Origin of the sequence: Winogradskyella damuponensis, from assembly GCF_039538385.1 — a bacterium.
Taxonomy (GTDB): Bacteria; Bacteroidota; Bacteroidia; order Flavobacteriales; family Flavobacteriaceae; genus Winogradskyella; species Winogradskyella damuponensis.
Genome location: NZ_BAABCB010000017.1, coordinates 20,043 through 44,496, shown reverse-complemented (window position 1 = coordinate 44,496; position 24,454 = coordinate 20,043). Strand labels below are relative to the sequence as shown.

Annotated in this window: 18 protein-coding genes; 12 read left to right on the top strand and 6 right to left on the bottom strand. The window is 33.1% G+C overall.

What is annotated here, in order from left to right:
* Window positions 1–79: 79 nt before the first annotated feature.
* Both ABD730_RS08480 and glmM read right to left on the bottom strand, forming a co-directional pair.
* Window positions 80–1,582, bottom strand: coding sequence for an aminotransferase class V-fold PLP-dependent enzyme (locus tag ABD730_RS08480; RefSeq protein ID WP_344713910.1), 1,503 nt, complete (start codon window positions 1,580–1,582; stop codon window positions 80–82).
* A gap of 104 nt (window positions 1,583–1,686) precedes the next feature.
* The gene (gene glmM, locus ABD730_RS08475; protein ID WP_334470941.1) at window positions 1,687–3,075 is read right to left on the bottom strand and encodes a phosphoglucosamine mutase; all 1,389 of its coding nucleotides are present in this window, start codon (window positions 3,073–3,075) and stop codon (window positions 1,687–1,689) included.
* A gap of 80 nt (window positions 3,076–3,155) precedes the next feature.
* On the opposite strand from glmM, the gene ABD730_RS08470 reads away from it, so the two are divergent.
* The 3 genes from ABD730_RS08470 (at window position 3,156) to ABD730_RS08460 (ending at window position 6,394) form a co-directional block, all read left to right on the top strand.
* Window positions 3,156–3,767, top strand: coding sequence for an acyl carrier protein phosphodiesterase (locus ABD730_RS08470; RefSeq protein WP_334470939.1), 612 nt, complete (start codon window positions 3,156–3,158; stop codon window positions 3,765–3,767).
* Between the two features lie 48 nt (window positions 3,768–3,815).
* Window positions 3,816–4,547, top strand: coding sequence for a hypothetical protein (locus tag ABD730_RS08465; RefSeq protein ID WP_344713907.1), 732 nt, complete (start codon window positions 3,816–3,818; stop codon window positions 4,545–4,547).
* A 212-nt stretch (window positions 4,548–4,759) separates the two neighbouring features.
* Window positions 4,760–6,394: a lipocalin-like domain-containing protein gene (locus ABD730_RS08460; protein ID WP_344713905.1), complete on the top strand. Its 1,635-nt coding sequence runs from the start codon at window positions 4,760–4,762 to the stop codon at window positions 6,392–6,394.
* Window positions 6,395–6,556: 162 nt separating this feature from the next.
* Here ABD730_RS08460 and ABD730_RS08455 read toward each other — a convergent pair whose 3' ends face one another.
* Complete coding sequence (locus ABD730_RS08455) at window positions 6,557–7,081, bottom strand: hypothetical protein (protein ID WP_344713903.1); 525 nt, start codon at window positions 7,079–7,081, stop codon at window positions 6,557–6,559.
* 162 nt (window positions 7,082–7,243) lie between these two features.
* On the opposite strand from ABD730_RS08455, the gene ABD730_RS08450 reads away from it, so the two are divergent.
* A complete protein-coding gene (locus ABD730_RS08450; protein ID WP_215924644.1) occupies window positions 7,244–7,594 on the top strand; it encodes a hypothetical protein in 351 nt (116 codons plus the stop codon).
* 117 nt (window positions 7,595–7,711) lie between these two features.
* On the opposite strand, the gene ABD730_RS08445 is transcribed toward ABD730_RS08450, so the two are convergent.
* Both ABD730_RS08445 and ABD730_RS08440 read right to left on the bottom strand, forming a co-directional pair.
* Complete coding sequence (locus ABD730_RS08445) at window positions 7,712–8,473, bottom strand: NYN domain-containing protein (RefSeq protein ID WP_334470929.1); 762 nt, start codon at window positions 8,471–8,473, stop codon at window positions 7,712–7,714.
* 355 nt (window positions 8,474–8,828) lie between these two features.
* Window positions 8,829–8,975, bottom strand: a complete 147-nt coding sequence (locus tag ABD730_RS08440) for a hypothetical protein (protein ID WP_215924646.1) — start codon at window positions 8,973–8,975, stop codon at window positions 8,829–8,831.
* A 374-nt stretch (window positions 8,976–9,349) separates the two neighbouring features.
* On the opposite strand from ABD730_RS08440, the gene ABD730_RS08435 reads away from it, so the two are divergent.
* Window positions 9,350–9,538 (top strand): hypothetical protein, encoded by a 189-nt coding sequence (locus ABD730_RS08435; protein ID WP_215924647.1) that lies wholly within the window; start codon window positions 9,350–9,352, stop codon window positions 9,536–9,538.
* Window positions 9,539–9,958: 420 nt separating this feature from the next.
* Window positions 9,959–12,832: an AsmA family protein gene (locus ABD730_RS08430; protein WP_344713900.1), complete on the top strand. Its 2,874-nt coding sequence runs from the start codon at window positions 9,959–9,961 to the stop codon at window positions 12,830–12,832.
* 7 nt (window positions 12,833–12,839) lie between these two features.
* Here ABD730_RS08430 and ABD730_RS08425 read toward each other — a convergent pair whose 3' ends face one another.
* Complete coding sequence (locus ABD730_RS08425) at window positions 12,840–13,454, bottom strand: fumarylacetoacetate hydrolase family protein (protein ID WP_344713898.1); 615 nt, start codon at window positions 13,452–13,454, stop codon at window positions 12,840–12,842.
* 288 nt (window positions 13,455–13,742) lie between these two features.
* On the opposite strand from ABD730_RS08425, the gene uvrA reads away from it, so the two are divergent.
* The 6 genes from uvrA (at window position 13,743) to ABD730_RS08395 (ending at window position 24,427) form a co-directional block, all read left to right on the top strand.
* Window positions 13,743–16,571, top strand: coding sequence for an excinuclease ABC subunit UvrA (gene uvrA, locus ABD730_RS08420; RefSeq protein ID WP_344713896.1), 2,829 nt, complete (start codon window positions 13,743–13,745; stop codon window positions 16,569–16,571).
* Between the two features lie 123 nt (window positions 16,572–16,694).
* The gene (locus ABD730_RS08415; protein WP_344713894.1) at window positions 16,695–16,862 is read left to right on the top strand and encodes a lmo0937 family membrane protein; all 168 of its coding nucleotides are present in this window, start codon (window positions 16,695–16,697) and stop codon (window positions 16,860–16,862) included.
* A gap of 172 nt (window positions 16,863–17,034) precedes the next feature.
* On the top strand, window positions 17,035–17,721 hold the full coding sequence (locus ABD730_RS08410; RefSeq protein ID WP_344713892.1) for an LOG family protein: 687 nt from the start codon (window positions 17,035–17,037) through the stop codon (window positions 17,719–17,721).
* A gap of 38 nt (window positions 17,722–17,759) precedes the next feature.
* Window positions 17,760–19,031 (top strand): hypothetical protein, encoded by a 1,272-nt coding sequence (locus ABD730_RS08405; RefSeq protein ID WP_334470918.1) that lies wholly within the window; start codon window positions 17,760–17,762, stop codon window positions 19,029–19,031.
* The gene (locus ABD730_RS08400) at window positions 19,028–21,862 is read left to right on the top strand and encodes a gluzincin family metallopeptidase (RefSeq protein ID WP_334470916.1); all 2,835 of its coding nucleotides are present in this window, start codon (window positions 19,028–19,030) and stop codon (window positions 21,860–21,862) included. Before ABD730_RS08405 ends, ABD730_RS08400 begins: the two co-directional genes overlap by 4 nt.
* A gap of 153 nt (window positions 21,863–22,015) precedes the next feature.
* Window positions 22,016–24,427, top strand: coding sequence for an alpha-ketoacid dehydrogenase subunit alpha/beta (locus tag ABD730_RS08395; protein ID WP_344713889.1), 2,412 nt, complete (start codon window positions 22,016–22,018; stop codon window positions 24,425–24,427).
* The last annotated feature ends 27 nt before the right edge of the window (window positions 24,428–24,454 follow it).

Below are 24,454 nucleotides of genomic sequence, written 5' to 3'. Positions count from 1 at the left end.
CTTCTAAAAACAAAGATCAAGCTTACGGCCAATTTTAGATTATGAACACACTTAGTTCATATATCAAAACCACAAATTATTACATCTCAAACCAAGCATCTACATTAGTTGCTGTACAAGGCTTACCAACTAAAGTTTTATGTACAAACTCATTGTTACATTTAGAATATTCATAATCTTTAGCCCATTCTTCATGATGTTTTGCTAAATCTATGATACTCTCACATACATAATTAATTTCGGCATTCGTTGTTGTTGGGTGAATAGACATCCTTATCCAACCGGGCTTACGTACTAGCTCTCCTATAGAAATTTCATTTGTTAACTCATGTGACATTTGCTGATCTACATGCAATAAAAAATGACCATAAGTCCCCGCACAACTACAACCACCACGTGTTTGTATTCCAAATTTATCGTTTAATAATTTCACCGCTAAATTAAAATGCAAATCATCAATATAAAATGAAATAACACCTAGTCTATCTTTATGCTGACCTGCAAGAATGTTGATATTGGAGACACCTTCAAGCTGCTTAAAAATAATATCAACCAACTCGTGCTCGCGTTTCAACATTTTATCCACTCCCATTTGTTCCTTTAACTTTATAGAAAGTGCTGTTTTTATAACCTGAAGAAAACCGGGTGTTCCACCATCTTCTCTATCTTCTATATTATCTATGTATTTGTGTTCGCCCCAAGGATTGGTCCAACTTACAGTGCCACCTCCTGGACAGTCTGGCACCATATTTTTATACAGTTTCTTATTAAAAACCAAAACACCTGAAGTTCCTGGGCCACCTAAAAATTTGTGAGGCGAAAAGAAAATAGCATCCAATTGTGCCTCCTTATCTTTAGGGTGCATATCCATATCTACATAAGGCGCAGAACAAGCAAAATCTACAAAACAAACGCCACCATGTTTATGCATTAACCTAGCAACATCATGATGCGGAATCTGAATACCTGTAACATTAGAACCGCCTACTACAGAAGCAATTTTTATGGTACAATCTTTATATTTATGTAATAAGGTTTCTAAATTCTTTAAGCAAAATAAACCTTCGTCATCTGGCGGAACAACTTCAACCTTAGCCATCGTTTCTAACCAGGTCGTTTGGTTAGAATGATGTTCCATATGTGAAACAAAAACAACAGGGCGCATTTCCTCTGGAATAGAAGTAAATTCCTTTAAATTCTCAGGAACTTTTAAACCTAAAATACGCTGAAACTTATTAATAACACCTGTCATACCGTTTCCTGAGCAGATTAAAATATCATCATCATTAGCATTGACGTGATCCTTAATAATATGCTTAGCTTTATGATACGCTTTGGTCATTGCTGTACCAGAAACTGTAGTCTCCGTATGTGTATTGGCTACAAAAGGCCCAAACTCATTACTAATTTTCTCTTCTATAGGTCTGTATAAACGTCCCGAAGCTGTCCAATCGGTATAAATGATTCTTTGTTCTCCATAAGGGGATTCAAAGCGTTGATCCTGACCAATGATATGTTGTCTAAATTGACTAAAATAGGCTTCCAATTCAGTTACCTCTGTAGAATTCGTTTCTAAAATCATCCTTCTGTCATTTTACAAATTAAGACAATGACTATCAACGCATGTCTTAATATACTTTTATTTACTTGAGACTCTTAGTTATTTACAGCTTCTTAATATTAAAATTAAATATTAGCAATCGCTTTTATTTCTTCAATAAAACGATCTGCTAAAGTATCTGCTGCTGCTTGTGATGGTGCTTCGGTATAAATTCTAATAATTGGCTCTGTGTTACTCTTACGTAAATGTACCCAACTATCCGCGAAATCAATTTTTACACCATCAATAGTCGTTAATTTTTCATGGCTATAATTAGATTCCATAGCGTTTAAAATGCCATCAACATCCAATCCTGGAGTTAATTGAATCTTCTTCTTACTCATAAAATAGTTTGGGTAAGAAGCTCTAAGCTCACTTACTTTCATTTGCTTTTCAGCTAATAAGCTTAAAAATAAAGCGACACCAACCAAAGCGTCACGTCCGTAATGAGAATCTGGATAAATAATGCCGCCATTTCCTTCACCACCAATAACTACATTGTTTTTCTTCATCAAAGTAACAACGTTTACTTCTCCTACTGCACTCGCTTCATAAGTTCCTCCATGTTTTTCGGTAACATCACGTAAAGCACGTGTAGAACTCATATTACTCACTGTGTTTCCTGGCGTTTTACTCAATACGTAATCGGCACAAGCTACTAAAGTGTATTCTTCACCAAACATCTCTCCTGTTTCATCCATAAAGGCTAAACGATCAACGTCTGGATCTACCACGATTCCGAAATCTGCATGCTCTTTTACAACCGCTTTTGCTAAATCACCTAAGTGCTCTTTTAAAGGTTCTGGATTATGTGGAAAATGACCTGTTGGATCACAATATAATTTTACAGGCTCAACACCCAAACGTTCCAATAATAAAGGAATAGCAATACCTCCTGTAGAATTCACACCATCTACAACCACTTTAAAATTGGCCTCTTTTATAGCTTTTACATTCACTAAGTCAAGATCTAAGACCTCATCAATATGAATATCAATATACGCATCGTTAATTGTTATTTTCCCTAAATCATCAACCTCAGCAAAATTCATAGCGTTAGAATCTGCAATCTCTAAGATTTTCTGTCCTTCTGCTCCATTTAAAAACTCACCTTTAGCATTTAAAAGCTTTAAGGCGTTCCATTGCTTAGGGTTATGACTTGCGGTTAATATAATACCACCATCTGCATGTTCTAATGGCACAGCGATTTCTACTGTTGGTGTTGTAGACAACCCTAAATCAATAACATGAATTCCAAGACCAACTAAAGTATTCATTACCAAATTCTGAATCATTTCACCAGAAATACGAGCATCTCTACCCACAACAACTACATAGTTGTCTTTATTACGCTGTTGCTTCAACCAAGTTCCGTAAGCAGCTGCAAATTTAACCGCATCTATAGGTGTTAAGTTTTCGTCTACTGGTCCTCCTATAGTCCCTCTAATTCCTGATATTGATTTTATTAAAGTCATGTATACATCTATTTTTAGCAAATATAAATAGATATACCGTTTTTAACTATTTTGTTATTATGAATTTGTAAATTCGATGCATGAATTTTCTCGCCCATATTTATCTTTCAGGAGACAACGAACTCATTACTATTGGAAACTTTGTTAGCGATGGTGTAAGAGGTAATAAATACAAATTATACCCTACAGAAATTCAAGCAGGCATTAAATTACATCGCCATATTGATACTTTTACTGACGCGCATCCTCTTTTTAGACAATGCACCAAACGCTTACATAAAGGTTATGGTCATTACAGCGGTGTCATTGTAGACATCTTTTTTGATCATTTTTTAGCCAAAAACTGGAAGACTTATTCAAACATTCCGCTTGCGGATTATATTGATAATTTTTATAAAAGTCTTGAAGCGCATATTGAACTCTTACCTCCGCGATTTAAAAAGCTCACTCCAATTATGATTGAAGATAATTGGTTACTCAGTTATGCCACAATTGAAGGCATACAAATTGTTTTAAATGGCATGAATCACAGAACAAAAGGGCTTTCTAAAATGAACAAAGCTACCAAAGAACTTAAAGCACATTACGATGCTTTTGAAACCGATTTTACCTTGTTTTTTGAAGACCTTAAAACATATAGTAACACCAAGCGTATAGAGATTGAAAAGCAATTTAACATAAAACAGATTTAAGCATTACTATCTAACCTTATTAATTCTTGAAGTTTAACACGACTTATTATGGCAAAACAATCCAAATTAAAAAAAGCACTAAAAATCATAGGTGGAGTTATCGTATTCTTCACTTTACCTTCACTATTACTTTTTGGGTTTATATATTTCAAATACAATGAAGACTTACCAAAAGGGCAACCAGGTGCTAAAGCAGACCAACTAGCCACTAAAATGCTTGATGCCTTAGATGAAGCAGCCTATTTAAATACCGACTATTTAGAGTGGACCTTTAGAGGTAAACAACACTACAAATGGTATAAGTCTGATCATACCTGCGAAGTATACTGGGACAGTTTTACAGTACTTTTAGACTTTGAAAATCCTAATAATTCTAAAGTTTTTGTTTTAGAACAAGAATACAATGGCATAGAGAAACAAGACTATATTACTAAAGCTGAAAACTATTTTAATAACGATTCGTTTTGGTTGGTTGCTCCCTACAAAGTATTTGATAAAGGCACGGAACGCAGATTGGTAAAAACAGAAGACCAAAAAGACGCCCTTTTAGTAACCTATACTTCTGGAGGCTCTACGCCAGGCGATTCATATTTATGGCATTTAGATGCTAATGGTAAACCAACAAGCTTTCAAATGTGGGTGGATATATTGCCTATTGATGGCTTAGAGGCCACATGGGAAAATTGGGTCACTACAGAAACAGGAGCGGAATTACCCACATTCCATAAATTGTTATTTCTTGGGATAGAAATAAGTGATGTGAAAGGGCTTAGCTTGTAAGTTAGTTGCTAAGTTACAGATTACAACGCAGTAAAGAGACTGTTTTGTGATCCTAAAAACAAAGCAATACCTCAGCTTCTCATTACATCACATCTCATCTTCTAGTTGATTATTTTAATAATCTACTCAATTCAAAAATACCTAGTACTAGGTATTTTTGAATTGAGTATCATTCATTAATTTTTCAATCATTATTAATCAACTATTTTACCATGAAAAATTTTATCCGCTTTTTTTTATTACTCAGTTTAATTACAGTAGTGTTTTCTTGTTCTGATGATGAGACAACAGATACTGTTAACCCAAATAATTCCATTATAGAATATGTAAATGCACCTAATTCTGAAGGTCAATTATTATCAGAAATCTATATCGATAGTGATAATGCCACGACCTATGTTTATGGAAATGCAGATGCATCTGGCAACCCTTTGCAGGTTAAAAGCTTCGCCTACAGAATTGCAAATTCAAACAAAACAGAGTTTATTATTTTAGATACCAATCAAAGAGTTTCACTGCTTTACTCTGAAACTAATGGGATTAAAGATAACATCATACACCGTTTTGAATATCCTGAAGACGGCTTAGTAAACTATATTGTTTATGATCGCGATTGGACGTCGATGGAAGATACAGTAGTTAATTTTTCAACTGTCGAAGTTGATGGAGAAGATTTTACAGGTTATAATCTTTTAAGAGGTACAAATACTATAGAATGGACTGCTCTTAGTGGTTGGCTAGGTGTTAGTGCCGGAGTTGCTGGCGCTGCAATATTAGTAGTTACGGCTCCTACAGCTTTTGCAGGAGTTCTGGCTGCTGTTATATTTGCTGGAGCCGCTTCCGCATCAGAACCACCTGTTGATGTTACCAATCCTGATGCGCCAAATACTCCTGATACAACACTAATTGAAAATCAATGTAATGATGCTAACCTAGAAGTTATTATTGGTATAGATCCAGGTAATCTTTTGGTTGCTATTGTTAATGGAGAGACTGAAGATTATGATTTTTATTGGTCTACAGGAGAAACCGATACAGGTATAATAAGTGATTCTATTATTGCCCCAGAAGAAGGCAATTACTACCTAATGGTTGTAGATAACAATGGCTGTGTTGCTTTTGCATCTGCAACAATAGGCGAAGTTGAACCAGTAAATGCAGAGCTATTAATTGGCACTTGGTATTTAGTCGGTGAAACAGAAAATGGAGAAAATACTTTTAGTATTGACGATTGTAATATTATTGTACAATTTAATGCATCACAATTAATTTCTACAGAATATTATGGAGAATTCTGTGAAAATGCTGATGAATCTACTAGTAATTACGAAATAAACGACAATACAATTATTGAAACTGCCGAAGGTGAATCTTCAATAATTACAGTATTAGAATTAACACCTAACAAGATGGTCTTAGAAGAAGTCGATGGCGACTACGTATATGTTGAGACATATATTAATATTTTTAGTTCTTGGACAATCACTGAAAACTCTGACTGTGTTTCTACTAATGGCAACACATCTACAGATAATGGAACTGGACCTCTTACATTAAATGACGATTATACAGTAACTCAAGAAGATGATGCTAATGGTAATTATATTACTAATAATTTCACTTTTGAGAATAACGTTTTAACTATAACTGCTGTATATCAAGATTTTTTCTCTCCACCTTGTGGTGGTGTTGATTTTAAAATAGCTAATTATTCTTCTCAATTGACTTATAATTTGGAAACAGATACATTTACAGGAACAAGTGAAAGTAGCCAAGAAGAAGTAACGGGACCTGGTTGTGTTGAATTAGGAAATAATTGTAGCGGCACTGTTACATTGACACGTTAAATAAAATAAACCATAAAACTTCAAAAAAACCCCTTTCAGTTTGAAAGGGGTTTTTAATTAATCTTAAGCAGTAACATACTGTTTTTATAAAATAGAAATCGGAAGAGCGCTAATAAGAACTAAACTTCAAAAAGCACTCACCCAATACTGCAATCCAAAAAACTACTTACTCCTCTGCCCTACAAACTGCTGACTCTTCAACTTAAACAACACATTAAAACTTGTTAAACTTCCATAACTTCTTGTGATGTATTGTTGTAAATCTATCTTTTCTTGTTCTTCAAGATTACTTGAGTTAATTTTCTGTTCCATAACACGCAAGCGATCACGAACCATAGTAATCTTATGAAAGAATGTATCTATAGGTATTTCACTCGACTTTAAGTTTGTATCTCCAGGTTGCATAATTAGCTTCCCTCCTTTCCACTTATCTGCAATAGCAACTACTTCAGACACATCAGACCATTTTTTTAATATGGATTTTAAACTGCGTTCAACCTCATAAAAACTAACCGTATCTACATCGTCTTCTGCAGCTTCTATGACGTCAAATTCAGAGTCTAAATCTATAGTTTCTAATCCGTTATCAATAAAAGTTACCCAATAGTGTTTTGAAGTGACATTGGTAACAACTCCTTTTCCAAATTCTGCGTGGTTTATTCTCGATCCTATTCCTAATAATTTCATCGTGTTTTTTATATGCTTTAGGGTTATTTAAAAAACTAAAATAATAAAAAAATTATCTGAATTTAGAATGTATTTACAAATGTTAAGAATTATTAAAAGTTATAAATTCGATGAAAAAATCTTATTATTTTTACTACAAACACAATTTAAAACCAATTCACTATGAAAAAAGTAATTTTTACACTTTTATGCTTCGCTTTCGTTTTAACAGCTTCTGCTAATAACACACCAAAAGAAGGAGATATATTAACCGTAAAAACGCCAACAGCGCAAGGCTTTAATCACGTTGATTTTCCTAAAGCGAATATTTTGATAAAACGAGGTGTTGTAACAAATTATAAGTCAGTAAATAATGAAACCGTTGTTATTGATAAAATAGAAACTGAAGCTAACGGTTCTACAACCGTAACACTTAAGAAAAAAGACGGTTCAAAATTCTTTGGATTTTTAAATACCGTTAAAGCCAATTACACAAAAGCTATAAATTCTGGCGAACTTGTTTTAACTAAATAACAAGACACCCTTAATTAATGGATATAAAAAAACTTAGTCTGTAATTTAGACTAAGTTTTTTTATGTTTTTATTTTACAATTGACCACAGGTTAATAAGGGCTATTTTACAACACAACCTACTTCTTCTTTCGCTTAGATTTGTCCTCACTAAGTTTTACATAAATTAACTTTGAACGCCCTCTAGAATCTTCACGACGTTCAATTTCAAATGCAGGAATTGAATTTATTAAAGGCGTTAGTTTCTGAAACCCATAATTACGAGAATCAAAGTTAGGCTGTTTCTTTTGCAGCAAACTTCCTACATCTCCTAAGAACGCCCAGCCATCATCATCGGCAACATCATCTATGGTAGACGCAATAAAATTAATCTCTTTTTGAGTGATAGTATCGTAGTCATTTTTTGGGGCTGTTGGTGCTGTACTAGATTCTGAAGGTCGTTCTTCACGTTGATTTTTAAGAATCTCGATATAGATAAACTTATCACAAGCCACAATAAATGGGTTTGGTGTTTTCTTTTCACCTATACCATAAACAGCCATACCAGCTTCGCGCAAACGCGTTGCTAAGCGTGTAAAATCACTATCGCTAGAAACCAAACAAAAGCCATCTACCTTTTCAGAGTACAATATATCCATGGCGTCAATAATCATAGCTGAATCTGTAGCGTTTTTACCTGTAGTGTAACCATATTGTTGTATTGGTGTAATGGCATTTTCTAACAACAAGTTTTTCCATTTGTTTAAGTTTGGTTTGGTCCAATCACCATAAATACGTTTTATAGTGGGATTGCCATATTTAGCCACCTCTTCCATCATTTCTTTTATATAAGCAGACGGAATGTTATCTCCATCTATTAATACTGCTAGTTTTATATCCATTGGTATTTCATGTATTTTCTATTGGTATAAAGATAACCGCTTTACAGCAAAAAACCACTCGTATTGAAGTGGTTTTTTATGATTGTCTATTAATAACTTTAGGTGTGCTTAGCCTTTTATCCAATTTTGCTACTTTCTTTTACCTGAATGCGCGTACTGCTCCTTTTTTCCTTTTAATCTTCTGATTTTACTATTAATAAAATATCACGTTCAATTAGAGTTAAAATTAGAAGCTTCAACAATGACTCTCACCTCTCTTACATATCAAAAAGGGGTGATTTACATAAGCTAACAAAATGGCCTTAGAGCCACATTAAATTAGATGCATTTTGAGGCCTACCAAAACCCGAACTAATTATATAAATAAGAAGTCGTCATCGTCCTTTGAAAAATAACGTGTTAACACACGTCTCGCATCAATATCGTTACGATTTATATCGTTTTTGAGCCGTTTAGGCTTAGACTTTAATAGTCTATTTCTTAGGTCTTGTAGTGCTTTCATAAAACAGGTCATTTGGTATAATCAAAGATACGAAACTAAAAGCATTTTTGGATCACAATTAGAGACATAAAACATCTAAACATCAAAGATTTAGCAGTAATTTAACAATGTGATATAATTGAGTTAAACTTAATGAAGTTTTTGTTAAATTCTAAAGGCAATAACGCCCTAAAACGCACCACTAATCTAATTCATACCCCACTCTTAATACTGATTAAAAAGACACATAACATTCAATAATACCAACATCATTAAGTTTAAGATTTAGATGTTCTATTACGACTGCTTATTTTATGCATTTATATTTAGTCCACTTGAAGTGGTATTGACTATTTTTTTCATTAAATTTAAGGCAACGAAATAACGAACCTAAGATGAGTTTTATAAAAAAAATAGGACCTTTAAACCTCTTTATGCTAGCATTATGTGCTTTAATTATAGTGGTTGCCGAATATTTATTCTTAAGAGGAGATGAGCTTCATGCTATATTTGTAGGGCTTTGGGCACCAACAATACTTGGATTAGTAATCTTTATAAAACAGATTTTGAATGGAGGCCAATGAAATAATTTTTTCGTTTTCGATATTTGTATCCATTTGTGTAATCGTTTGGGCTGTTTTAGTAATTCGCGCCTACAACAAAATAGATAGAAACGACTAATACGCTAATGATAAATTTAAGGAACGTCCTTACAATATCAAACCTAAAACAAAGCCTTTCTGATGCCCTCAACTTGGTAAGCCCTATGAGTGGTATTTTGTAAGTGTATTATAAGCCTCGTTGTTATCAATACTTATAATGTTATGCTGAGGCAATAAAAGCCATAAATAAAACTAAAACTTTTTAAACATTTGAACTGCTAAAACAAAAAAATGTTACAATTTCTTAATGAGAAAACCTCTTATAATTCCTCATTGCAACGAGTTAAAACTTAAAAAAATACTACTTTTGACAGCTTATAATTTTTAGCAATCTAAGCACTAATGGAAAAGGTAAATAAAAACAAGTTTGGAAAACTATTAAAGTGGGTTTCTGCCCTATTTTTACTACTTATCATTAGTCTGTTTGCTATACCTTCCATTTTTAATGATCTCATTTCTGAAGAAATCAAAAAAGGTATCAATCAAAATTTAGAAACCGAACTTCAATTTAAGGATTCCAACATTTCATTCTTTACGCATTTTCCTTCATTAACCTTTTCGTTTCAAAATGTAAATTTATCAAGTTCTAAACCCTTTGAAAAAGACACTTTAATTAACGCAAAAGAATTAGGATTTGGTATCAATGTATTTAAACTCTTATTTTCAGACAGAATCGTAATTAATGAAACCTATCTTACCGATTGTAATATAAAACTAGTTAAGGATAAATTTGGACGCAACAACTACGATATCTTAAGAGCAACAGACACTACAGCAGTGGCAAATGATAGTAGTTCTACTGGTTTAAACCTAAACCTTAAACGTCTTAAAATTGAAAATGCAACAGTTGAATATACAGATAACGACTTGGGTATTCGTGTTTTTTCTCATGGACTTAACTACAACGGAAAAGGAGGCATTATTGATGGTGAACTAAAATTAGGTTCAAAACTAGACATCACGAGTGTTGATGTGGTTTTTGAAAACTCAGAATACTTAAAAGGGAAAAAATTAAAAGCAAAATCGTTTACCATTTACGATACTAAAAACCTATCTATTGCTTTAGATAAAAACACTATTTCGTTAAATGATCTTGAAGTAAATTTTAACGGTAACTTAAAGGTTTTTGACAATGGTTTTGCCTATAATTTACTTTTTAAAACACAAAACGGCACGCTTAAAAACGTGATTAGCGCATTACCTCCAAAATATGTAGAATGGTCTAAAGACTTAAGCCTTAAAGGAGATATAACAGCAAAGCTACACCTTGCTGGTTATACAGGATCTGTACCTAAAGCTTCTAAAATAAACCGTACAGACCTAACAGTTAACATTTATGACGGTTATATAAAACATAAGGACGCAGACCAAGCCCTAGAAAACCTGTATGCAAATTTTAAAGGAGATTTTAAAGACAACTGGATGAACCTTAGGCTAGATAGTCTTAACTTTTCACTCAATAAGGAAATTACTACGGGGCAAATGTTTGTAAAAGGCAGAACAGATTCCATGTATGTAAAGTCTAATATACAATCTAATATTAACCTCAACATTCTTAATCAAACTTTAAGTTTACCAGATTTAGAATTTAATGGCATATTAGCTGCAGATGTTACTGTAGATGGAATTTATGAACCACAAACATCTAAATTACCCAAAACCAAAGGTGTTTTTAAATTAACTGATGGTTACTTGCTAACATCTGGACATCCAGAGCCTATAAAAAATATTGAACTTAATGCCAAAATCCTAAATGAAGGGCAGTCATATGCAGAGTCTTCACTAACAGTAAATGCCCTAAACTTTAGCTTTTTAGATAACCCATTTACAAGTCAAGGTTATTTTAAGAATTTTGACCAACCAAAATACGATATAAAAGCGAAAGGACGTATAGACTTTACAACACTAAATCAAGTTGTAGAATTACCGTTTTTAATCGTAAATGGTCAATTAAATGCCGATTTAAATTTAAAAGGACAACTTAATAACTCACAAAATGAGAATAGTAACAGCGGTACATTAAATTTAAAAGATGTTGAGATAAAAACTTCAATACTTCAATATCCTGTTTTGATTAAAGAAGGGCAATTTCTATTTCTAAACGATAAAATGGCATTTTCTAAATTAGCTATTCAACACCAATCTTCTGAAGTAGATATGGATGGCTATTTTCAGAATTATATAGATTATACACTATTATCTAAAGGAGTATTAACAGGAGATCTAAATTTAAAATCACCAAAAATTGATATTACCGAATTTTTCCCAAAGGAAGAGCAACTAATCCAGCAGTCTGACAGTACTGCTAATATAAATACAACAGAATCCGTTGTAACAGGTGTAATGCAAATCCCTAAAAACTTAGATTTAGCTATTCAAATTAAAATAGACAGCCTAAAATACAACAGCTTAAATATCACTGAATTCTCCGGCCATTTAGGGTTAAAAAACCAAGGGCTTTTCTTAAAAAATAGTACTTTAGAAATGGTTGATGGTACTGCACAACTCAAAGGATTCTATCAAGCTTTAACCACAAAAGAAGCTCTCTTTTCTATGGATTTAAAAGCTAATCAACTCAATATAGAAAAAGGATATAATAGCATGTCCTTATTTAAAGAATTAGCACCTGCTGCTGCACAAGCCTCAGGAATAGTATCGATAGACTACAGTTTAACAGGCACCATAGACGATGAAATGCTACCCGTTTTACCCGCACTTAAAGGCAAAGGCACATTAAAAGTACATAGTGTTAAATTTGATGGTTATAAGCTAATGGGTAAAGTATCCGAAAAATCTGGTTTTGGTGCTTTAAATGACCCAAAAGTGTCTGAAATCACTATTATATCTACTGTAGACAATAATGTACTAGACATAGAACCGTTTAAGTTTAAAGTAAGTCCTTTTAGATTAAGAGCAGAAGGCCAAACCTCTTTTGATGGCGACCTAAGCCTTAAAATGCGAATAGGTTTACCTCCATTAGGAATTATTGGCATTCCTGTGGTTATTGAAGGGAATAGCGAAGATTTTAATGTAAAACTTGGTAAAAAATCAAAAGATCTTAATACTGAAGCAACTACTGAAACGAATTATTCTCAAGAAGAATTAAACAGCTTGTCCACGCAAAAAGACTCTATTCGCAGTGGAAATTCAGCAGATGCCATTAATAAAATGCAACAGGAAATTAAACGTGTAAAGTCAGATTCGCTCCAAAAATAATCTCCAATTAAACCAATTTAAAATCTAATAGCAACTCACCTTCTATAGACGCTTGCACATGATCGCCTTTATGATTTAAACCTTTCCCCATTGCTGGTGTTCCTGTAAAAATAAGATCACCTTCCTCTAAAGTCATAAATAAGGATACATAAGCAATAATTTCAGCAAAACTATAAATCATTAGACTGGTATGCCCTACTTGTTTTTGTTCTCCATTAATCTTCAAATCGAAATTAATAGTATTCAAATCGGAAAATTCGGAAACAGACTTAAAACTTGAAATTGGAGAGGCTCCATCAAACCCTTTAGCCAAAGCCCAAGGTCCTTTATTTTCTCTGCTAGCTGCTAATACATCTGTTGCTGTATAATCTATACCAACTGCTATTTCTGAAATGTAAGAAGTGGCATCTTCTAGTGTAATATCTTTACCTTGTTTTCCTATTTTAGCAACTAATTCTACTTCATAAGCCAGTTCATTTGTAATTTTAGGAAACGGAATATCTTTATTTCCTGTAACCAAAGTAGAATCTGGCTTTGTAAATATAGTTTGCGCACCAGTTTTATTAGCACTTATTTCTGAAGTTTGGTTGACGTAATTCTTACCAATGCCTATGATTTTCATGATTGTTTTTGGGTTTTAGTTTTGTAATGGTAAATGTACAAAATGCGGATTAATTAAACAGCAACACGATTAAACTCCCAATAACAACACTAACCAAACTAACTTCAGAATAGCCACATTTTCTCCACCTACTATTTTTACTCTCCAAGCAGATTCTAAATGCTCAATTACTTTACCATAACTAAAACCACACGACTTAATTTACAGCTTAAACCTTTACAATTAATTAACAACTATAATTTGTACCTTTGCAACTTCGCAAAAACAACAGGAGGATTTAAATAATTTATGAGCCAATTCAACGATTCAATTGAAGTCAAAGGTGCACGCGTTCACAACCTTAAGAACATTGATGTCACTATCCCTAGAGATAAACTAGTGGTCATAACCGGTTTGTCTGGTAGTGGAAAATCATCTTTGGCTTTCGATACCATATATGCAGAAGGACAACGTCGTTATATTGAAACGTTTTCTGCTTATGCACGTCAATTTCTAGGCAGTTTAGAACGTCCTGATGTAGACAAAATTGATGGCCTATCTCCTGTGATTGCTATTGAACAAAAAACCACGAGTAAATCACCTCGTTCTACCGTTGGCACCATAACAGAGATCTATGATTTTTTGCGTTTACTCTATGCTAGAGCTGCTGATGCTTACAGCTATGAAACGGGTGAACAAATGGTAAGCTATAACGATGAGCAAATTAGAGACCTTATTTTAGAATCGTATAAAGGCAAACGTATTAATATATTATCGCCTGTTGTGCGTTCTCGCAAAGGTCATTATCGCGAATTGTTTGAGCAAATTGCCAAACAAGGTTTTGTTAAAGTAAGAACAGATGGAGCCATTGTAGATATTGAAAAGGGTATGAAACTAGACCGTTACAAAACCCACGATATCGAAATTGTTATTGATAGGCTAAAGATTGACGATAACGAAAACAACGAGAAACGCTTAATGGAATCCATAAATACAGCCATGTATCATGGAGAAGATGTATTAATGGTTATTGACCAAGACACCAACGAACCGCGCTTTTTTAGTAGGAATTTAATGTGTCCTTCTTCTGGTATTTCATATCCAAACCCTGAACCAAATAATTTTTCATTTAACTCACCAAAAGGAGCTTGCCAAAACTGTAATGGTATTGGCGAATTATATGTGGTAAACGATCATAAACTAGTTCCTAACGAATCCTTATCCATTAAAAATGGAGCTTTAGCACCACATGGACCTCAAAAGAAAAGCTGGATTTTTAAACAATTTGAAACTATAGCACAACGCTTTGAATTTTCATTAAGCGACCCTTGGAAAGACATCCCTGAAGACGCTAAAAAAATTATACTTCATGGTGGTAAAGATAAATTTACAGTAGAAAGTAAACTCTTAGGAGTCACACGCGATTATAAAATAGATTTTGAAGGTGTTGCCAATTTTATTGAAAGTCAATACCACTCAGATTCCACATCCTTAACACGATGGGCAAAAGAATACATGGACAAAGTAGAATGTTCGGTTTGTGAAGGTTCGCGTTTACGCAAAGAATCGCTTTATTTTAAAGTTGATGGCAAAAGCATTGCCGAATTAGTAAAAATGGATGTCGTTGAACTTGGCGAATGGTTAGATGGTTTAACAGAACGCTTATCAAGCAAACAACAACAAATCTCAACTGAAATCATAAAAGAAATTAGAAGCAGAGTTCAGTTTTTATTAGATGTCGGACTTACCTATTTATCACTCAACCGAAGTTCAAAATCGCTTTCTGGTGGAGAAGCACAACGTATTAGACTAGCCACTCAAATTGGCTCGCAATTGGTTGGTGTATTATACATTTTAGATGAACCAAGTATTGGCTTACACCAACGCGATAACGAAAAACTAATTAACTCTTTAGTGTCTCTTAGAGATGTTGGAAATTCGGTAATCGTTGTTGAACACGATAAGGATATGATAGAACGTGCAGACCATGTTATAGATATTGGTCCTTTTGCAGGTAAACATGGTGGAGAAATTATAAGTGAAGGCACGCCAAAAGAATTGCTAAAACAAAACACATTAACCGCTGCTTATCTCAATGGTGAAAAGGAAATTGAAATTCCAAAAACCAGACGAAAAGGCAATGGTAAAAAATTGGTATTAAAAGGCTGCACAGGAAATAATTTAAAAAATGTAGACATAGAACTACCATTAGGTAAAATGATTGGTATTACTGGAGTGTCAGGAAGTGGAAAATCTACCTTAATTAACGAAACCCTATACCCTATTCTAAATGCACATTACTTTAATGGAGTAAAAAAACCAATGCCTTATAAGAGTATAAAAGGGTTGGAACATTTAGATAAAGTCATTGACATTAACCAATCACCAATTGGACGTACTCCAAGAAGTAATCCTGCAACCTACACTAAGACTTTTGATGAGATTAGAAGTTTATTTGCTAAAATACCCGAAGCGATGATTCGCGGATACAAACCAGGCCGTTTTAGCTTTAATGTTAAAGGCGGACGTTGTGAAACATGCCAAGGTGGTGGTTTACGTGTTATTGAAATGAATTTCCTACCAGACGTCTATGTCGAGTGTGAAACATGCCAAGGTAAACGATTTAATAGAGAAACATTAGAAATTCGTTACAAAGGAAAATCAATTAGTGATGTGTTAAATATGACGATTGAAGAAGCCGTTGATTTTTTTGAAAACATTCCTAAAATCCATAGAAAACTTAAAACCATTAAAGATGTTGGTTTGGGTTACATTACTTTAGGTCAACAAAGCACTACACTTTCTGGAGGTGAAGCTCAACGTATTAAGTTAGCTACAGAACTAAGTAAACGAGACACAGGAAACACCTTTTATATTTTAGACGAACCAACCACTGGCCTACATTTTGAAGACATTAGAGTCTTAATGAAAGTCCTTAATAAACTGGCAGATAAAGGCAATACCGTTTTAATTATTGAGCACAACTTAGATGTGATAAAAACAGTAGATTACATCATAGATATTGGCTACGAAGGAGGAAAAGCTGGCGGACAAGTGGTAGCCAAAGGTACACCTGAGCAAATTATAAAAGATAAAAAGAGCTACACTGCAAAGTTTTTGAAGAAAGAACTAATGTAAATTCTTACAATTCTTCATAATTCTGACGTATTTCATATTTTTTTTAACGCATTAGATTAAAACTGTAAGCGTTAGCATTTTAATTGTATAAATTTATTTAACTAACAATTAAAATCTATAATTATGAAAAGTATTCTTTGGCTTGTAGCAGTAATTTGTATCGTTGTGTGGTTATTAGGACTTCTCGATATTATTCCAGGAATGAGCAGCAGCAGCCTTATCCATATACTATTGGTTATTGCTATAATAGTTATATTGTATAATATTATTTCAGGACGAAAACCACTGTAATTACTTAAATATCTTAACTTTTAAGCGTATGAGTTTTTCATTTATACGCTTATTTTTTTGTTAATAGCCAAATAATTCGTTCATTTTAACTTAAATTTGGTCTTCCAAAAAATCAGACAAAGCCATATAATTATATGGCTTTTATAATGCTATAATAAATTATTTAAACAATATGCGAACAGAAAACAAAAATAAAGGTTGGAATGAAATAAAAACAAACGACTCATGGGCAATTTTTAAAATCATGGGAGAGTTTGTTAATGGTTATGAAAAACTAAGCAAAATAGGACCATGTGTTTCAATTTTTGGGTCTGCAAGAACAAAACCAGATCATAAGTATTATAAACTCACAGAAGAAGTTGCGAAAAAGATTGTAGAACAAGGCTATGGTGTTATTACAGGTGGTGGTCCAGGTATTATGGAAGCTGGTAACAAAGGTGCTCATATTGCTGGCGGAACTTCTGTAGGTTTAAACATAGAATTACCTTTTGAGCAACACGACAATCCTTATATAGACAATGATAAAAGCTTAGACTTTGATTACTTCTTTGTACGCAAGGTAATGTTTGTAAAATATTCTCAAGGCTTTGTAGTTATGCCTGGCGGATTTGGAACTTTAGACGAACTCTTTGAAGCGATAACCTTAATACAAACTCATAAAATTGAATCATTCCCTATTATTTTAGTTGGAAAAGATTTTTGGGGCGGCTTAATGGATTGGGTAAAAACAACTTTATTAGATGCTAGAAATATTAGTGCTAAAGATTTAGACCTTATTCACCTTGTTGACTCTGGAGATGAAGTTATAGAAATATTAAACAACTTTTATAAAGAGTACGACCTTAGCCCTAATTTCTAAGAAAATCTTATTTTTTTTTGAAGAATCCCTTCTTTGCTATGAAAAAAAAAATCGTAGGTTTTTTTATAATTACTTTATTCACTTTAACTGTTTCTGCTCAAGAAACAGTTAAAGTGATGTTTTATAATTTATTAAATTATCCCTTAGAAAATACGATTCCTAATCGTATATATGATTTGTCTTATATTTTATCTGACTATCAACCCGATTTATTTTTAGTCTGTGAGCTCAACAATATCACCGGAGCCATGGTTCTTTTAAATACAACAAAGATCGCTATTAACTCTAATTATGAAATGGCAACCTTCACTTCTAACACTTCTGATGATACTGAAGGTAATCAAAATGATTTACAGAATCTTTTATATTACGACAGTTCAAAATTTACTATTGAAGACGAAATTATTGTTCCCACTTATTTAAGAGATTTTAATGTCTATCGGATTCAATTAAAAACAATAAATCAAACTACAGATCCTGTAGAAATATATATTATTATTGGTCATTTAAAAGCGTCTAGCGGAACCTATAATGCACAAAAGCGTTTCGAAATGATTGAAGATCTTGAAGGTTATTTAGAGACTTTACCAGCTAACACTAATGTTTTATTAGGCGGAGATTTAAATTTATATACGTCTAGCGAAGCCGCGTTTCAAACCTTATTAAATGAAAGTAATACCATTACATTTGTAGATCCTGTAAATCGCGTAGGTAGTTGGCACAATAACACCGATTATATTGATGTATTTACACAATCTACACGTACACAAACCGGCTTAGGTGGAGCTACAGGTGGTTTTGATGATCGTTTTGATTTTATTCTAACTTCAGACAATATGATAAGTACAGCAAATATAACGTATGTTCCAGGTTCTTATCAGGCGTATGGTAATAACGGATTAATTTCTTGCTGGAATAAATCTATAAACTCATCAGATTGTGAAACCACTGGTTCTGAATTTTCATATGAATTAAGGAATGCGTTACACAGTTTTAGCGATCACCTACCTGTTACCTTATCATTAGAAACAGATGCTACTTTTTTAAGTGTAGAGGATTTTAGATTTTCGTCTGGTTTTAACCTAGACTCAACAATTATAAATCACAGCCTCACAATTAATATCAATAATATTGAGTTATATAACCAACGTTTAGTAATATATAATAATCTAGGTCAGAAAGTAAAACTATTCCAAATGAGTTCGGAAGCTAAACAACACTTCGATATTTCTGATTTACAAACCGGATTGTTTTATGCAAACATAGATAACAGTAATTCAAACCCTATAAAATTTATTATTTCTAATTGAACAAAAACTTAATCATAACGACTTTATTAATAGTATTTGGCTACAGTATTGCAGCTCAAAATGCTATGGATATTAATGCTAGTGTAGATGTAGAAACAAAAACAATAACGATATCTCAGACTATTGTTTATAAAAACGAATCTAACACTGTTTTAAAAGAAATATATCTTAATGATTGGAACCATAGTTACTCTAGTAAATCTACACCATTAGCCCAACGTTTTGAAGAAGAGTTTAGCACAAAATTTCATTTAGCAAAAAATGAGCAACGTGGTTTTACCTTAATAACAGCTATTAGAGACAACAAGAACAATTCCTTAGAACATAACCGCTTAAAAAATCATGTAGATGTCATTAAGGTGGTGCTTAAAACCCCTTTACAACCTAATGATTCTTATACTATACACCTTAACTATCAGCTTTTAATACCAGATGCTACTTTTACAGGCTATGGTGTTTCTAAAACTAAAGATTTCGATTTAAAATATTGGTATATCACACCTGCCGTTTATAATGGCGAATGGCAGTATTACAGCAATAAAAACTTAGACGATTTATTCATCCCTAAATCCGATATAACACTAAGTATTACACATCCTAGGAATTACAAGGTCACTTCAGAATTAGATTTTAATGCCACCCAAACAAATAACAAAACCCAAACCACTATACTTAGTGGTAAAGATCGTATTGACACCTATTTATCATTACATAAGTTTCCTCCATATACCTTTGTACAAACAGATGACTTTATTTTAATTTCTAACATTAAGGAAAAAGGACTACAAGATCACGCCAAAGCATTACTAACCGACAAGATTACACGGTACCTCACTAAACATCTTGGAGAATATCCTCATAAGCAATTATTAGTATCTTCTATCGATTATCAAAAAAACCCGCTCTATGGTCTTAATCAATTACCCGCTTTTTTTAGACCTTTTCCTAAAGATTTTCAGTACGAATTAAAACTAGTTAAAACAGCTTTAAAAAAATACATTGACAATACACTATTACTTAATCCAAGAAAAGAACATTGGTTAAGTGAAGGGCTTCAAATCTACTATTTAATTAAATATGTTGAAGACAACTATCCTGATGTAAAACTATTAGGAACTTTAGCCGATTTTTGGGGTATTAAGTCTTTTCATGCTTCGGACTTAGATTTTAACTTTCAGTACTTTCTGTATTCTATGGAAATTGCACGAAAAAACCTAGATCAGCCCTTAACAACCTCAAAAGACTCTTTAACAAAATTTAATGCCAATATTGCAGGAAAATACAAAGCCGGAATTGGCCTTAATTATTTAGATCAGTTTACTGACGATATTGATTTATCTCAAAGTATTACATCGTTTTTAAAAAACAACCAACTACAACCAGTTACAATTAGCGATTTTGAAACTTTCATTACAGCTGAAACATCAAAAGATATTGATTGGTTTTTTACAGACTACGTTAATACCAGAAAAAAAATCGATTTTAAAATTAAGTCTATAAAAACTACTGAAGACTCTATAAAATTAACCTTAAAGAATAAGAGAGATAACTCAATGCCTATATCGCTGTTTAAGTTAAAAAACGATTCTGTTATAGGTAAGTTATGGGTAGAAAACATTAAAGACACTAAAACCATCACATTGCCTAAAGACAGCACTGAGAAATTTGTATTAGATCACGACAATGTTATTCCAGAATACAATCAGCGCGATAATTATAAAACTCTAAAAGGTAATTTTTTAAATAATAAACCATTACAGTTTCGCTTATTTAAAGATATTGAAGACCCTAATTACAATCAGGTGTTTTTTATGCCCTTAGTTGAGTTCAATAACATTTATGATGGTTTAACACTTGGCACAAAGATTTATAATAAAACTATTTTAAGAAAACGATTAAATTATCGCTTCTCACCTCAATACGCTACAAAATCTAGAGCACTTACAGGGTCTACCTCTATATTTTACACTCATAATATAGAGAACAAAAATCTTTTTGACATCACTTATGGTATTACTGCAGGCTACCAATCTTTAGGTCAAGATGCTTTTTTTACAAGAATTCGTCCAATTATCACTTTTCAATTTAGGGATGATTCTAATTTTAGGTCCAATAAGATAGACCAAATTATGGCCAGATATGTAAGTATTGACCGAGAATTTGGTGAGAATGCTATTACTGTTTTAGATGAACCCGATTATGGAGTCTTTAATTTGAGGTATACACAATCTAATCCAGGCATTATTAATTACTCTAAGTTTAATACCGATCTTCAAATAGCAGACAAATTCAGTAAACTCTCAATTAATTACGAATTTAGACAACTCACAAAAAGCAATAGAAATATCAACTTTAGATTTTTTGCAGGTTTCTTTTTAGAAAACAATTCTGATCCTAGCTCTAACTACTTTAGTTTCGCATTAGATAGACCAACAGACTACCTATTTGATTTAAATTATTTAGGACGCTCTGAAGCTTCTGGTCTGTTTAGCCAACAAATTATAATTGCAGAAGGTGGTTTTAAATCGCAATTAGAGACACCATTTGCCAACCAATGGATGACAACGGCTAATTTTAGTACCTCTATTTGGAGATATATTCAAGCCTATGGTGATGCAGGCCTCGTAAAAAACAAATACAACTCTCCAAAATTTGTTTACGATTCTGGTATTAGATTAAATCTTGTAGAAGACTATTTTGAAATCTATTTTCCAGTTTACTCTAACTTGGGTTGGGAAATCGCAGAACAAAATTACGACGAACGTATCCGCTTTATGTTCACTATAGATCCTCAAGTACTTTTAGGTCTGTTTAGACGAAAATGGTATTAACAAATTCTTATTGAAAAGTTAAAATTGTTGAATATTTTAGAATATTCTTATCAATATTTATATTTTACTAACAATATCGCAATATTATAACGTCAAATGCTGTTGCATAAAATTTTTAATTTTTGTACTTTCGCTATATAAATTTTTACCTTCATGAAGACCAATCCTAACACCAAAACAGAAATAACTTTTGACGATTTTAAAGCAGAAGTATTAAACGATTACAAACTTGCTGTAACAAGTAGAGAATGTAGTTTACTTGGTCGTAGAGAAGTTTTAACTGGTAAGGCTAAATTTGGCATCTTTGGTGATGGAAAAGAAATTCCACAAATTGCCTGGGCTAAAGCCTTCGAAAATGGAGATTTTAGATCTGGTTATTACAGAGACCAAACCTTTATGATGGCTATTGGCGAATTAACTATTGAGCAATTCTTTGCTGGATTGTATGCCAATACAGATTTAAAAGAAGAACCAATGTCTGCAGGTAGACAAATGGGAGGGCATTTTGCCACTCATAGTTTAGATGAAAATGGCAATTGGAAAAATCTAACGGAACAAAAAAACTCAAGTTCAGATATTTCTCCTACAGCAGGACAAATGCCTAGACTTTTAGGCTTAGCACAAGCCTCAAAAATATACAGACAAGTTGAAGGTATTGATGCGACTAATTTTTCTAAATCAGGAAATGAAATTGCTTGGGGAACCATTGGAAACGCTAGTACAAGTGAAGGCTTGTTCTTTGAAACTATAAATGCCGCAGGTGTTTTACAAGTACCAATGGTGATTAGCATTTGGGATGATAATTATGGCATTTCAGTACATGCAAGACACCAAACTACAAAAGAAAATATTTCTGAAATACTAAAAGGTTTTCAACGTAATGAAAACGAAAAAGGATACGAGATTTTTAGAGTAAATGGTTGGAATTATCCTGAGTTAATGGACACTTACCAACGTGCTGCAAAAGTTTCAAGAAAAGAGCATATTCCAGTAATGATCCATGTTCAAGAGTTAACACAACCACAAGGGCACTCTACATCTGGTTCTCATGAACGTTACAAAAACCAAGAACGTTTAGCTTGGGAAGCAGAATACGACTGTAATGTGCAAATGCGTCAATGGATTATTGCTAATAACATTGCTACAGACGAAGAGTTAACCTCCTTAGAACGAGAGATTAAAAAAGCCGTTAGAGAAGGTAAAAAGGCCGCTTGGTCTGCATTTATAAATCCTATTTATGCAGAAAGCAAAGAAGTACTTGGTTTATTAGACCAATTGGCTTCTACAAGTTCAAATGGTGTATTTATAAAGAAACTAAAGAACGATTTAGAAGCTATAGACGAACCGTTAAGAAGAGATTTATTATCCGCAGCCCGTAAAGCATTACGTTATGTTGTAGCAGAATCATCTCCTGCAAAAACAAATCTTCAAAACTGGATCAACAATTATATCAATTCTGTACAACAAAAATACAGTTCGCATTTACACAGCGAATCCAAACTTAATGCTTTAAACCAATCTGAAATACTTCCAACCTACGATGCTAATGCAGAAGAAGTAGATGGTCGTGTGGTTTTAAGAGAAAATTTTGATGCGATTTTTAGCAACTACCCAGAAGCTTTAATATTTGGAGAAGACGCAGGATATATTGGAGATGTTAATCAAGGCCTAGAAGGACTTCAAGAAAAACACGGAGAACTAAGAGTCTCTGATACAGGCATTAGAGAAGCGACAATATTAGGACAAGGAATAGGTATGGCAATGCGTGGCTTACGCCCTATTGCAGAAATTCAGTACTTAGATTACATTATGTATGCGCTTCAAATTATGAGCGATGATTTAGCTACTTTACATTACAGAACCAAAGGCCGCCAAAAAGCTCCTTTAATTGTAAGAACTCGTGGTCATAGACTAGAAGGTATTTGGCATTCTGGCTCACAAATGGGAGGTGTTATAAACCTTATTAGAGGTATCCATGTTTTGGTACCAAGAAACATGACTAAAGCCGCTGGTTTTTATAATACATTACTAGATAGTGATGAGCCTGCTTTAGTCGTTGAATGTTTAAATGGCTACAGATTAAAAGAAAAATTACCTAACAATATTGGCAAGTTTAAAACACCAATAGGAGTTGTTGAAACAATTAGAGAAGGTGAAGATATTACCTTAGTATCTTACGGTTCTACGTTACGTTTAGTAGAACAAGCCGCAAAAGAACTACAAGAAGTTGGTATTGATGCCGAAATTATTGACGTTCAATCTTTATTACCATTCGATTTAAACCATGATATTGTAAAGAGTATTGCCAAAACGAATAGAGTAATGGTAATTGACGAAGATGTAAAAGGTGGTGCTTCGGCATATATTTTAGATCAAATATTAAATGAGCAAAATGCTTTCGAATATTTAGATAGCAAACCTAAGACACTAGCCGCAAAACCACACCGACCAGCTTATGGTACTGATGGTGATTATTTTTCAAAACCATCTGTAGAAGATATCTTTGAGGCTATTTATGATGTAATGCACGAGTTAAGTCCTGCAGATTATCCTAAATTGAGATAATTTATACACACATTAAATTTTTAGTTA

Coding starts and splice junctions, on each gene's coding strand:
- ABD730_RS08480 (WP_344713910.1), bottom strand. CDS start 1,582: ATGATTTTAGAAACGAATTCTACAGAGGTAACTGAATTGGAAGCCTAT.
- glmM (WP_334470941.1), bottom strand. CDS start 3,075: ATGACTTTAATAAAATCAATATCAGGAATTAGAGGGACTATAGGAGGA.
- ABD730_RS08470 (WP_334470939.1), top strand. CDS start 3,156: ATGAATTTTCTCGCCCATATTTATCTTTCAGGAGACAACGAACTCATT.
- ABD730_RS08465 (WP_344713907.1), top strand. CDS start 3,816: ATGGCAAAACAATCCAAATTAAAAAAAGCACTAAAAATCATAGGTGGA.
- ABD730_RS08460 (WP_344713905.1), top strand. CDS start 4,760: ATGAAAAATTTTATCCGCTTTTTTTTATTACTCAGTTTAATTACAGTA.
- ABD730_RS08455 (WP_344713903.1), bottom strand. CDS start 7,081: ATGAAATTATTAGGAATAGGATCGAGAATAAACCACGCAGAATTTGGA.
- ABD730_RS08450 (WP_215924644.1), top strand. CDS start 7,244: ATGAAAAAAGTAATTTTTACACTTTTATGCTTCGCTTTCGTTTTAACA.
- ABD730_RS08445 (WP_334470929.1), bottom strand. CDS start 8,473: ATGGATATAAAACTAGCAGTATTAATAGATGGAGATAACATTCCGTCT.
- ABD730_RS08440 (WP_215924646.1), bottom strand. CDS start 8,975: ATGAAAGCACTACAAGACCTAAGAAATAGACTATTAAAGTCTAAGCCT.
- ABD730_RS08435 (WP_215924647.1), top strand. CDS start 9,350: ATGAGTTTTATAAAAAAAATAGGACCTTTAAACCTCTTTATGCTAGCA.
- ABD730_RS08430 (WP_344713900.1), top strand. CDS start 9,959: ATGGAAAAGGTAAATAAAAACAAGTTTGGAAAACTATTAAAGTGGGTT.
- ABD730_RS08425 (WP_344713898.1), bottom strand. CDS start 13,454: ATGAAAATCATAGGCATTGGTAAGAATTACGTCAACCAAACTTCAGAA.
- uvrA (WP_344713896.1), top strand. CDS start 13,743: ATGAGCCAATTCAACGATTCAATTGAAGTCAAAGGTGCACGCGTTCAC.
- ABD730_RS08415 (WP_344713894.1), top strand. CDS start 16,695: ATGAAAAGTATTCTTTGGCTTGTAGCAGTAATTTGTATCGTTGTGTGG.
- ABD730_RS08410 (WP_344713892.1), top strand. CDS start 17,035: ATGCGAACAGAAAACAAAAATAAAGGTTGGAATGAAATAAAAACAAAC.
- ABD730_RS08405 (WP_334470918.1), top strand. CDS start 17,760: ATGAAAAAAAAAATCGTAGGTTTTTTTATAATTACTTTATTCACTTTA.
- ABD730_RS08395 (WP_344713889.1), top strand. CDS start 22,016: ATGAAGACCAATCCTAACACCAAAACAGAAATAACTTTTGACGATTTT.